The organism is Leifsonia sp. TF02-11 (assembly GCF_017565305.1).
GTDB lineage: Bacteria > Actinomycetota > Actinomycetes > Actinomycetales > Microbacteriaceae > Leifsonia.
Map to the genome: position 1 here is coordinate 201058 of NZ_JAGEKP010000024.1, position 11913 is coordinate 212970.

Here is an 11913-nt window from a genome sequence, read left to right on the forward strand (position 1 = left end):
TGCTTGCCGAGGTCGCACAGCGCGCCTCGAATCCGTTCTCGAGGAGGAGAAATGAGCGACCGACGACCCCTGACCGCAGCCGTGATCGGGGCCGGAGCCGGGGGCACCCTGAGCATCGACGCACTCATCGCATCCGACGACTTCCAGCTGGTCGCCGTCGCGGACATGAGCGAAGCAGCGCTCGAGCGGGTGCGCGCGAAGGACCCGGGCATCCAGACGTTCACCAGCGCCGAGGAGATGTTCGCCGCGCGCCCCACGGATGTCGTCTGCGTGTCGACCTACGCCCCGACCCACCTGCCGCTGACCCGGGCGGCCCTGGATATCCCCGGACTCTCGGGGCTGCTCGTCGAGAAGCCCCTCGGCGACACCACGGCCGCCGGCCGCGAGATCCTCGGCCTGATCAAGGCGGCCGGCCTTCCGGTCGTCGTGCCGCACGGCCTGATGGCCCAGGCGGCCGCCCTCGAGATCGTCGAGCGGGTGCGCCGCGGAGACATCGGCGCACTCCGCCTGGTCGAGATCGAGTGCACCAGCTGGGACATCATCAACGCGGGCATCCACTGGCTGCAGTTCTTCGTCTCGCTCACCGGCGGCGAGCCGGTGGAGTTCGTACTGGCCGCGGCGGACAGTTCCACGCGCACCTTCCGCGACGGGATGCAGGTCGAGACCGACGCCGTCACCCTGGCCCGCACCGCCTCCGGCGTGCGTGTCGTCATGCACACCGGCGACTTCGTGCCGATGTCGCGCAACGACACGGTCGCGCTGTTCCGCATCGTCGGCGACGACGGCTTCATCGAGTTCGGCGCCTACGAGGGCCACTACATCCTCGTGACGGCGGACAACCCCCGCGTGCGCTTCGACGTCACGCCCTTCGAGGTGAGCGGCCACCAGCGACACCTGGAGTTCCTGGCCGAGCAGATCGCGTCGGGGACCCGCGACTACAGCATCCCCGACTCCTCGCTCCAGGCGCTGGAGGTCGTGGAGGCCGCCTACCGCTCCGCTCGCGAGCACGGGACCGTCCTCCTCCCGGTCGACGGCACCCAGCCGGCGCGCCCCGACGACTGGAACCCGGGCGCCCCCTACTCGGGCACCGGCGGCGGACGCAACGGACGGGAGCTCTGATGGCGGCCAGGATCGGCATCGTCGGCGCTAGCTGGCGTGGGGAGTACTTCCTCCGCGCGGCGGCCGCCCTCCCCCACCACTTCGAGGTGACGCGCGTCGTCACCCGCAGTGCCGAATCCGCCGAGCGGGCCTCCGCGGCCTGGGGCGTCGAGACGACCACGTCGTTCGACGAGTTCCGCGCGGGCGAATACGACTTCGTGGTGGTCGCCGCGCCGCCGGCGACCGCGCCGGAGCTGACGACAGCGCTCGCGCGCGACGGTCACGCCGTCCTGACCGAGACGCCTCCCGCGCCGAACCGCGATGCGCTGTTCTCGTTCTACGACGACGTCAAGGACCTGCGCGTCCAGGTGGCGGAGCAGTACCGGTTCCAGGCGCACCTCGCCGCGAGGCTCGCCGTCGCCCGCTCCGGGCTGCTCGGCGCGATTTCGTTCACCCGGATGTCGGTGGCCCACGGCTACCACGGCGTGAGCCTGATCCGCGCCTTCCTCGGAGCCGGCTTCGAGCCGGTAGAGGTGTCAGGCTGGGCGGCCAGGATGCCGGTGCTGTCCGTGCGCGGCCGCGACGACTGGCAGGACGAGCCGGCCGAGTACGCTCCCGACCGTACGATCGCGCGCCTCGCCTTCGGGGAGGCGAACGCGGTGTACGAGTTCGATTTCGAGCAGTACTTCTCGCCGATCCGGCCGCGACACATCGAGGTATACGGCGACAGGGGTCAGCTCTCCGACGACGACGTCTCGTACGTCGTCGCGCCGCGCCAGGTGACGCGCGGACGACTGCAGCGCGACGCCACCGGTGCCGACGGCGATCTCGAAGGCTGGTTCGTCGACTCCATCGCCTGGAACGACGATGTGCTGTGGCGCAACCGCTTCCGCGGTGCACGGCTCAACGACGACGAGCTTGCGGTCGCCGAGCTGATGCACCGGATGGCGGAATACGCGGCGGGCGGCGCCCCGGTCTACCCGGTCGCCGATGGCTGCCACGACCAGTTGCTCAGCCTGGCGGTCGACGAGACAGTGGCGAGCGGCAGCCCGGTCGTCGTCGCCGACGCCCCCTGGGCCGACCGGGCGAGTGTGCTCGCCGCATGAGTGAGCTGATCGATTGGGGCAACTCGGCCGTCCGGCTCAGGATCGCCCTCGAGGAGGGCCGCGCGGTCGTGACCGGGCTGGATGTCGCCGGCCGCCCCGCCGACGACATCCCCTCCCGCATCGCCACTCCGCCTGCCGAGGTGCTCGTCGCCGGTGGACGGCTCCCCCAGGGCCAGCGTCACGTGGGCCTCGGCACCTCGGCCGAACTGCGCTACGAGCGGCACACGACCCGGGAGGTCGACGGCCGTTCCCAGCTGGAGCTGCTGCAGCGCACGCCGGCTGGCGTCGTCCTCCGGTCCACCTTCTCCCTATACGGCGAACTGCCCGTGCTGCGGGTGGAGCAGGAGGTCGTCAACGAGTCGGGCACGGCCGTCGCCCTGGAGCACCTGTCCAGCCTGACCCTCAACGGGTTCGCCCGTTTCCGCGACGAGGACTGGCGTGAGCGGGTGCGGCTGCGGATCCCGCACAACACGCTGCTGGCGGAGTTCAACTGGACGGAGCACTCCCTGCCGTCCCTGGGCATCGTGGACGTCGGTTTCACCGAAGAAGGAGTGCACTCGTCCAAGTCGCGGGTCTCGGTGTCGAGCATCGGAACGCAGTCGACCACCGAGTACCTGCCCATGGGCGCGCTCGAGGACCTCGGGCGCGATCGCACCTGGGCGTGGCAGATCGAGGCCAACGGGTCGTGGCAGTGGGAGGTCGGAGACCACCTGGCCGCGGTCTACCTCTCGGCAGGCGGCCCGAACGACCAGGAGCACCACTGGCACCGCCGGCTCGCGCCCGGCGAGTCGTTCTCGGCCGTGCCGCTCGCGATCGCGTGCACCCCCGGCCGCCTGGAGGACGCCCTCCGGCCGCTGACCGAGTACCGCCGGCTCATCCGCCGCCCCAACGAGGACGACGAGCGCCTGCCGATCGTGTTCAACGACTTCATGAACGCGCTGATGGCCGATCCGACGGAGGAGAAGCTGCTGCCGGTCATCGCCGCTGCAGCAGCCGCCGGCAGCGAGTACTTCTGCGTCGACGCGGGCTGGTACTCCGACGAGCAGGGCTGGTGGAACACCGTCGGCGACTGGACGGAGTCCAGCGCCCGGTTCCCCGGCGGGTTCGTTCGGGTGTTCGACGCGATCCGCGCCGCGGGAATGGTGCCCGGCCTCTGGCTCGAGCCCGACGTCGTCGGCGTCGAGAGCCCGGTCGCCGACCGGTTGCCGTCATCGGCGTTCTTCAGCAGGCACGGCGCCCGCGTGGACAGCCAGGGGCGTCATCAGCTGGACTTCCGGTCCCCCGCCGTCATCGGGCGGATGGACGCCGTGGTCGATCGGCTCATCGCCGACTACGGCCTCGGCTACCTGAAGTTCGACTACAACATCAATGGCGGCATCGGTACAGACGTCGGCTCCACGAGCGCGGGCGACGCGCTGCTGGAGCATCACCGCGCCTTCCTGCGCTGGATCGCCGGCCTGTTCGAGCGGCATCCCGGGCTGGTCATCGAGAACTGCTCCAGCGGAGGAGCCAGGATCGACTACGCGTCGATGGCCGAATTCTCCATCCTCTCGACCAGCGACCAGACCGACCACGTCCGCTACGCGACCATCGCGGCCGGCGCCCCGAGCGGTGTCACGCCGGAGCAGGCGGCGGTGTGGGTCTATCCGCAACCCGAGTTCGGACGGGAGGAGCTGCGCTTCGCGATCGTGAACGGCCTGCTGGCGCGGCCCCAGCTCAGCGGCGGGATGTGGCGCCTGGATGACGCGCAGCTGGCAACCGTGGCCGAGGCGATGGCAGTGTACCGCTCCTACCGGGAGCGGATCCCCGGCATGACACCGATCTGGCCCATCGGGCTGCCCGGCTGGGACGACCGGTGGGTGGCCCAGGGACTTGTCGACGACGACGGCATCCTGTTGGCGGTCTGGCGGCGCGGCGGCGATGAGACTGTCCGGCTGCCGTTGGCCGACGGCCTCGCGCGCCGAGCCGAGGTGCTGTTCCCGACCGATGTCGAGACCGGGCTCGAATGGCAGGACGGCACACTGCTCGTGACCCTGCCCACCGAGCTGAGCGCCCGGCTCATCCGCATCCGCTGAACGGCACAGAGCGTGGTCGCTCGGCGCCCACGCTCTGTGCCGACTGCCGTATCCCGATAATCGGAATTGCGATCCGATAGAATGCACGCATGACGTCATCCGACCTCGGCGGCGGTCGCGCACCCGCGGTCGACCGGCTGGTCGGCTCCGACCGCGTCCTCGCCGTGCTCTCCGCACTCGCGAAGCGACCGGAGGGGGCGACACTCGACGAGCTCGCCCAGGCGGTGGACAGCCCCAAGTCGACCGTCCACAGGGCGCTCGCGTCGCTGCGGCGCGCGAACTTCGCCGCGCAGCTCGGCCGCGGCATCTACGTCGTCGGGGACGAGTTCCTGCGGTTGGCCCTCGAGAACCAGTCCGCCCGGCCGGAAGGCCGCGCGGTCGAGCCTGTGCTGAGCCGACTGAGCGAACGCTTCGGCGAGACAGCCCACTACGCGGTGCTCGATGGCGACGAGGTGGTCTACCGCGCCAAAGTCGACCCCGCATCCGGCTCGGTGCGACTCACCTCGGTGGTCGGCGGGCGGAACCCCGCCTACCGCACGGCCGTCGGGAAGCTCCTCCTCAGCGTCACCTGCTCCAGTACGGACGAGCTGGCGACCGTGATCGGAATCGGGCCGTTCGAGCGCCGCACCGCCAACACGATCGGAACGCTCGACGCGCTCTGGAACGAGCTCGAGCTGACCCGCGCGCGCGGCTGGGCCACCGATGACCAGGAGAACGAGCTCGGAGTCAACTGCCTCGCCGTCCCCGGTCACTTCGGTCCCGGCGGTGCGATGTCCGGCGCGGTCAGCGTCAGCGCCCTCGCCTTCCGCACGCCGCTGTCGGCGCTCGTCGAGAGCGTCGACGAGATCCGTGCGATCGTCGACGCCCGGCCGACCGGCCCTCAGTAGGTCGCCCGACCTCCGCTGATGTCGTAGACGGCGCCGGTCGAGAAGCTGACCCGGTCGGAGGCGAGCCACGCGATCAGTTCGGCGACCTCCTCCGCCCGCCCCACCCGTTTCATCGGAATGAGGCTCGTGATGTGGGCGAGCACGTCCGGCGCGGTGTCGTCGTTCATCGGGGTGGCGATCACCGCGGGAGCGATCGCATTCACCAGCACGCCGGTCGTCGCCAGCTCCTTGCCTGCCGACTTGGTGAGGCCGATCACGGCCGCCTTCGACGCGGAGTAGATGGAGAGGTTGGGATTACCGTCTTTGCCCGCCATGCTGGCGATGTTGACCACCCGTCCCCAGCCGCGCTCGACCATCCCCGGCACGAACGCGCGCATCATGGCGACCGTTCCGACGACGTTCACGCCGAGCACGGCCCGCCACTGGTCGGACGACGTCGAGACGAGCGGGGTGTTCGGCCCGACGATGCCCGCGGAGTTGACCAGGATGTCCACGCCGCCGATGCGATCGACGGCCTCCGCCACGGCCCCGTCGTCGGTGATGTCGAGAACCACGTCGCAGTCGCCTCCGAGGTCGACGCGCACGACGTCGATCCCGTCTGCGCTCAGGCGCGCGGCCGTCGCGGCGCCGAGGCCGCTCGCTCCGCCGGTGACGATGGCGCGGGTCATGGGGTACCTCCAGGGTGTCGGATGTCGATGTGGAACTTCGGGCCGGGTCCTGCGCCCGGCGGACGCTCGCCCGCAAGGATGGCCGGCACGCCCTCGAGCGGAACCGTGGCGGCGACCAGCGGCCGGGGATCGACCGCGCCCGACGCATACGCCTCGATCGTGCCGTCCAGCCCGGGAGACGCACTCAGGATGCCCACGCCCGTCACGTCCGCCAGGGCGAGCGCGCGGGTGTCGACGAGGCTCGGGCTGCCCGCGAGGCCGACGAAGACCACCCGCCGGCCCGGTTCGACGAGCTCCACGGCGCGCGCGGGGAGCTGCGCGGCGTTGGAAGCGTCGATCACGGCATCCCACGGCAGGTCGGGCAGCGTCTCGTCCGACCACGCGCTCGAGAAGCCGAGGGATCGGGCGAACGCCAGCGAGCGCTCGCTGCGGCCGAGCAGGTGCACCTCGGCGCCGCGCGCGCGGGCGAACATCGCGGCGAGCAGGCCGATCGTGCCCGCACCGAAGACGAGCACGCGCTCGCCCGCGCCGACACCGGCGGCCTCGGCGGACCGATAGGCGTTGCCGCCGGGTTCGACGAGGGCACCGGCGGTGTCATCGACGGTGTCTGGAAGCGCGCGCAGCGAAGAGGCAGGGACGGCGACCCGCTCGGCCAGCGCGCCTGGCCGTCCGTCTCGTACGCCGAGCTCTCCGCGGAAGGCGCAGACATGCTGGTAACCCGACAGGCATCGCCGACAGCGACCGCAGCCGAGCATGGTGTCGCCGGTGACGCGGCGGCCGAGCCAGGCCGGATCGACGCCATCGCCGAGTTCGACGACCTCGCCCATCCACTCGTGGCCGATGCGGACGGGATAGCTGGTCACGCCGTCATGCAGGTACTGCATCTGCCCGGTGAAGAGCTCCACGTCGGTTCCGCAGACACCGGCGCGGTGCACCTCGACCACGACATCGCCGGGGACGGCCACAGGCTCCGGGACCTCCTGCACCTCCGCGCTGCCCGGCCCGGTGAGGACGAGGGCTCTCATCGCGGCGGGATCACGGTCTGGCGCTGACGGCCGAGGCCGTCGATGGCGAGTTCCATGACGTCGCCGGCCTGCAACCAGATCTCGGGGCGGAAGCCCATGCCGACCCCGGGCGGGGTTCCGGTGTTGATCAGGTCGCCGGGCTCGAGGACGAGGAACTGGCTGATGTAGTGGACGATGACGTACGGGTCGAAGATCATCGTCGCGGTGGATCCCGTCTGGCGGCGCACCCCGTTGACGTCCAGTGTCATCCCGAGGTCGTTCACGTCGGGGATCTCGTCCGGTGTGACGAGCCAGGGACCAGCCGGGTTGAAGGTCTCGGCCGACTTGCCTTTCAGCCACTGTCCGCCGCGCTCCAGCTGGAAGGCCCGCTCGGAGACGTCGTTGACCAGCGTCCAGCCCGCGATGTGGTCGCGCGCCTGCTCCACGGAATCCAGGTAGCTGCTGCGCGTGCCGATCACGATGCCGAGCTCGACCTCCCAGTCGGGCTTGGTCGACCCGCGCGGGATGCGAACGTCGTCGTTCGGGCCGACCAGGGTGTTGGGCGACTTCGTGAACAGGATCGGCTCGCTGGGCACGGCCTGGCCGGTCTCGGCGGCGTGATCGGAGTAGTTCAGGCCGACGCAGATGATCTGGTGCGGGCGAGCGATCGGGGCGCCGATGCGCTGGCCGCCGAGCAGGTGGACCTGTCCGCGCTCGGTGCGTTCCGCCACGACACCGCGCACGCTCTCGGGTCCGCCCCCGGCGAAGAAGGCCTCGTCGAAATCGGCGACGACGTCCGAGAGATCGACGTAGCCGTCATCGCCGACCAGTACGGCGGGACGCTCAGCGCCAGCGGGGCCGATGCGGAGGAGTTTCATGCGGTTTCCTTTCGAGGGTGCGTCGGGGGCGGAGTCGGTCGGTCGATGTGCCCGGACCAGGCGGCGACGGGCAGGCCGCGGACACCGGTGTGGACCGTGAACAGCCGGCCGGAGAGCGGGTGCGCCCGCAGCTGCTCCTCCCCCAGGCCTTCCCGCGCGGTCGTGATCACGAGGGTTGTGAGGTCGGTGCCTGCGAAGGCGACGGAGGAGACGTTCGGAGCGGGGACGTCGACCCGGCCGACGACCCGGCCGTCGGGCGAGCACCTGAGCACATGGCCAGCGCCCCAGACGGCGATCCAGACGGAGCCCTGAGCGTCCACGGCGAGGCCGTCCGGCAGGCCGTCGTCCACGGTGAGGAAGACCGACCGCGGTCCGGTCGCCCCTGACCCGGGATCGTAGGTGCGGACGTTCACGCGCCCGGCCAGGGTGTCCACGCTGTAGAGCAGCCGGCCGTCCGGCGACCAGCCCAGCCCGTTCGACAGAGTCAGGTCGTCGTCGAGCGTGGTGACCGAGCCGTCCTCCTCGAAGCGGAGGAGGAGCTCGCGCCCGGCCGGCCCCTTCGTGCCTGCGACGAATCGGCCGCGCGGGTCGGGCTTGCCGTCGTTGAAGCGCCTGCCGTCGCCCACGACCACGCGCGGGCCCGGCGTGACGCGCCCGTCGGTCGCGCGGAGATGGAGCCGGTCGGTTCCGGCGACCAGCAGGCGCCCGTCGTCCGCGATCGCGACCGCTGCCGCGACGTCCGGCACCTGGATCCGCTCGAGGATCTCGATGCGCCCGTCGGCGGCGAGGCGCCCGGAGAGCACCGCGCCCTCCAGGATGTCGACCCACAGGAGCCGGGAACGGGCGCCGTCCCAGACGGGCCCCTCGGCGAGCAAGTACGACTCGTCGGTGGCGACGCGGGCTTCGGCGATGAGAGGGACGCCGCGGAGCGCCCTCATCGGAGGACCACCGTCTTCAAGGCTTGGGAGGGCACGACGTCGTCAGCGATGGCATCGAACATCAGCCAGGCCAGCTCCTCCACGCGCGACCGCTCCAGGTGGTACAGCCGTGCGGGTCGGAAGCTCCCGTCGACGCGCGCCGTCTCGTGCCGGACCGCGCCGACGGCCTCGAGCGCCGCGAGATGCGTGCTGATTCCGTTGCGTGTCCAGCCCACGGCCCGACTGAGCTGCGACACAGTCGCCGGGCCCGACGCCGCCAGTGCGCGGAGCAGTTCCAGCCGGACGGCCGGCAGGCCGAACGCGACGGCGACCGTCGCGGCGGAGTCTTCCATGACCGATTCCTCTTCGAGTGGTTCAGGCGCCGTGATCATGGCTATCATAGCCGTGTTCCAATTGTCAGATGCAAATTCCATTTATCGGAAGGCACCACATGACCCGCTCCCGCAGGGCGCCCGCGGTCGCGCCGTCCCCGTTCCAGGCCGCGCTCGGAGCGGCCTGTGCGGACGTGAGGACACGCGCGGTCGACCGCCTGTCCCGCGCACACGATGCCTCCCATTACGTCCTGACCCCGCGCGCGGTCGCGATCGCCGCCGACGTCACGGAGGTCTCGCATATCCTCGCCACGGCCCGGGAGCACCGGGTCCCGGTGACGTTCCGGTCCGGCGGCACGAGCCTGTCGGGTCAGGCCGGGACGACCGGGGTCCTGGTCGACACGCGGCGCGCGTTCCGGCGGGTGACGGTCGGCGACGAGGGGCGGATCGTGCGTGCGCAGCCGGGAGCGACGGTCAGGTCGGTCAACGCGCGGCTTGCGCGTTTCGGGCGCAAGCTCGGTCCCGACCCCGCTTCCGAGATCGCGTGCACGATCGGCGGCGTCGTGGCCAACAACTCGTCGGGCATGTCGTGCGGCACCCACGCCAACACCTACCGCACCTTGGCGTCGGCGGTGCTGGTGCTGCCGTCGGGAACCGTGCTCGACACGGGTGCCCCGGATGCAGCCGAGCTGCTGCGCGCCGCGGAGCCCGAGATCCACGACGGGCTGCTCCGGCTGCGCGACCGGGTGCGGGCGGACCCCGACTCGGTCGCGACCCTCACTCGCCTGCACGCGATCAAGAACACGATGGGCTACGGCCTGAACGCCTTCCTCGACCACGACGATCCCCTCCACATCCTGGAGCACCTCGTGGTCGGCTCGGAGGGCACCCTCGCGTTCGTCGCCGAGGCCGCCTTCCACACCCTGCCTGTGCTGCCGGAGAGCGCGACAGGGCTGCTGATCTTCGCGGATCTCGCGGACGCGACGGCGTCGTTGCGGGCGCTCGTCGACGCAGGCTTCGCCACCGTGGAGCTCCTGGACGCGGCGAGCCTGCGGGTGGCCCAGCGCGACCCGCAGGCGCCCGACGAGCTCCGGGCGCTCGACATCGTCGAGCACGCCGCCCTGCTCGTGGAGTTCCAGTGCGCGACCGCCGACGAGCTCGCGGACCGGCTGGCCGAGGCGCCAGCCGTGTTCGCCGCGCTGCCGCTCGCCGCGCCGGGCGCACTGACGACCGACGCCTCCACCCGCTCCCGCCTGTGGCACATCCGCAAGGGGCTGTACACGGCCGTCGCCGGCGCCCGTCCGTCTGGCACCACGGCGCTGCTCGAGGATGTCGCCGTTCCCGTCGAGCTGCTGGGCGAGACCTGCTCCCGGCTCATCGCGCTGTTCGAGCGCCACGGCTACACCGACAGCGTCATCTTCGGCCACGCCAAGGACGGCAATATCCACTTCCTGATCAACGAACGGTTCGACGACCCGCGGAGCCTGGCACGGTACGAGGCCTTCACCGAGGACATGGTCGACGCCGTCCTGTCGGCGGGCGGAACCCTGAAGGCCGAGCACGGCACCGGCCGGATCATGGCGCCGTACGTCCGCCGCCAGTACGGCGACGAGCTGTACGGGATCATGTGGGCGGTCAAGCGCCTCATCGATCCGCAGCTGCAGCTCAATCCGGGGGTGCTCCTCACCGAGGACCCGAACGCCCACGTGCGCGATCTCAAGGTCGCGCCCACCGTCGAGAGCGAGGTGGATCGGTGCGTGGAGTGCGGCTACTGCGAACCGGTGTGCCCGTCCCGCGACCTGACCCTCACGCCGCGCGAACGGATCGTGCTGCGCCGCGAGCTCCAGGCCGCCCGCGACCGCGGCGACGACGCCCTCGCACGCGAGCTGGAGCAGCAGTACGAGTACGACGGCGTCGAGACGTGCGCGGTCGACGGGATGTGCCAGACCGCCTGTCCCGTGCTGATCAACACGGGCGACCTGGTGCGCCGTCTCCGGGCGGAATCGGCTCCGGCACCGGCGAAAGCGCTGGGCAAGGCGGCGGCCTCCCACTGGGGTCCCGTCACCCGTGTCGGCGCCGTCGCGCTCGATGTCGCCGCCACGATCCCGACCCCGCTGCCCGCGTTCGCCACCCGCGCCGCACGCGCCGTGCTCGGCGCGGACCGCGTTCCGCTGTACTCGGGCGACCTCCCCTCGGGCGGCGAGCCCCGCCGCGTGCTCACGGTGGAGGACGCGGACGCCGTCTTCTTCTCGTCGTGCACGACGACGATGTTCGGCGCGGCCGACGGCGCGGGGGTGAGCGAGTCCTTCCTGCGGCTGTGCGATCGCGCCGGCGTGCGGCTCGCCACGCCGGACGACCTGCCTTCGCTCTGCTGCGGCACACCGTGGAAGTCGAAAGGTCTGAGCGAGGGCTACGCCACGATGACCGCGAAGGTCGCGACGGCGCTGCGGCGCGCGACCGACGACGGCCGGCTTCCGGTGGTCTGCGACGCGTCATCGTGCACGGAAGGTCTCCAGCTGCTCCTCGACGCGGCAGGGGAGGCCGGCGTACGGGTGATCGACGCCGTGGCCTTCGTCGCCGACCGCGTGCTCCCGGCGCTGCCGCCCGCCGCTCGAGTGCCGTCCGTCACGCTCCACCCGACCTGCTCGTCCAGCCATCTCGGGCTCGATGCCGCGCTCCGCTCCGTCGCCGAGGCGGCGGCCGAGGTCGTGGTCGTTCCTGACGACTGGGGCTGCTGCGCCTTCGCCGGCGACCGCGGGATGCTTCATCCCGAGCTCACCGCCGCCGCCACCGCGCGCGAGGCCGCCGAGGTCCGCGCGGCAGCATCGACCCGTCACGCCTCGCTCAACCGCACCTGCGAGATCGGGATGACCCGGGCGACGGGCGCAAGCTACGAGCACATCCTGGAGATCCTCGACGCGGCGCTGGCGTAGCTCGCGCCTCGCCCC

At 71.5% G+C, this 11913-nt stretch carries 10 protein-coding genes; 5 read left to right on the forward strand and 5 right to left on the reverse strand.

Annotation, left to right across the window (positions count from 1 at the left end; translation table 11 throughout):
- Positions 1-51: 51 nt before the first annotated feature.
- From JNB50_RS21915 to JNB50_RS21930, 4 genes are all read left to right on the forward strand, one after another.
- Positions 52-1119, forward strand: a complete 1068-nt coding sequence (locus tag JNB50_RS21915) for a Gfo/Idh/MocA family protein (protein ID WP_208042251.1) — start codon at positions 52-54, stop codon at positions 1117-1119.
- Entirely contained in the window at positions 1119-2204 is a 1086-nt protein-coding gene (locus tag JNB50_RS21920) for a Gfo/Idh/MocA family protein (protein WP_208042252.1), read from the forward strand. The genes JNB50_RS21915 and JNB50_RS21920 overlap by 1 nt, the downstream gene beginning before the upstream one ends.
- Complete coding sequence (locus JNB50_RS21925; RefSeq protein WP_208042253.1) at positions 2201-4279, forward strand: glycoside hydrolase family 36 protein; 2079 nt, start codon at positions 2201-2203, stop codon at positions 4277-4279. Before JNB50_RS21920 ends, JNB50_RS21925 begins: the two co-directional genes overlap by 4 nt.
- Before the next feature lie 89 nt (positions 4280-4368).
- A complete protein-coding gene (locus tag JNB50_RS21930; RefSeq protein ID WP_208042254.1) occupies positions 4369-5166 on the forward strand; it encodes an IclR family transcriptional regulator in 798 nt (265 codons plus the stop codon).
- On the opposite strand, the gene JNB50_RS21935 is transcribed toward JNB50_RS21930, so the two are convergent.
- Genes JNB50_RS21935 through JNB50_RS21955 form a run of 5 tightly spaced genes read right to left on the reverse strand, consistent with a single transcriptional unit; the run spans position 5160 to position 8986 of the window.
- Positions 5160-5834: an SDR family NAD(P)-dependent oxidoreductase gene (locus tag JNB50_RS21935; RefSeq protein WP_208042255.1), complete on the reverse strand. Its 675-nt coding sequence runs from the start codon at positions 5832-5834 to the stop codon at positions 5160-5162. The two genes, JNB50_RS21930 and JNB50_RS21935, sit on opposite strands and share 7 nt — an antisense overlap.
- Positions 5831-6859, reverse strand: coding sequence for a zinc-binding dehydrogenase (locus JNB50_RS21940; RefSeq protein WP_208042256.1), 1029 nt, complete (start codon positions 6857-6859; stop codon positions 5831-5833). The genes JNB50_RS21935 and JNB50_RS21940 overlap by 4 nt, the downstream gene beginning before the upstream one ends.
- A complete protein-coding gene (locus JNB50_RS21945; protein WP_208042257.1) occupies positions 6856-7716 on the reverse strand; it encodes a fumarylacetoacetate hydrolase family protein in 861 nt (286 codons plus the stop codon). Before JNB50_RS21945 ends, JNB50_RS21940 begins: the two co-directional genes overlap by 4 nt.
- Positions 7713-8654 carry an SMP-30/gluconolactonase/LRE family protein gene (locus JNB50_RS21950; protein WP_208042258.1) on the reverse strand — a complete coding sequence of 314 codons (942 nt, stop codon included), beginning with the start codon at positions 8652-8654 and terminating at the stop codon, positions 7713-7715. The genes JNB50_RS21945 and JNB50_RS21950 overlap by 4 nt, the downstream gene beginning before the upstream one ends.
- A complete protein-coding gene (locus JNB50_RS21955) occupies positions 8651-8986 on the reverse strand; it encodes a helix-turn-helix domain-containing protein (RefSeq protein WP_208042259.1) in 336 nt (111 codons plus the stop codon). Before JNB50_RS21955 ends, JNB50_RS21950 begins: the two co-directional genes overlap by 4 nt.
- 98 nt (positions 8987-9084) lie before the next feature.
- Between JNB50_RS21955 and JNB50_RS21960 the strand changes: the two genes are divergently transcribed.
- Positions 9085-11898, forward strand: a complete 2814-nt coding sequence (locus JNB50_RS21960; RefSeq protein ID WP_208042260.1) for an FAD-binding and (Fe-S)-binding domain-containing protein — start codon at positions 9085-9087, stop codon at positions 11896-11898.
- The last annotated feature ends 15 nt before the right edge of the window (positions 11899-11913 follow it).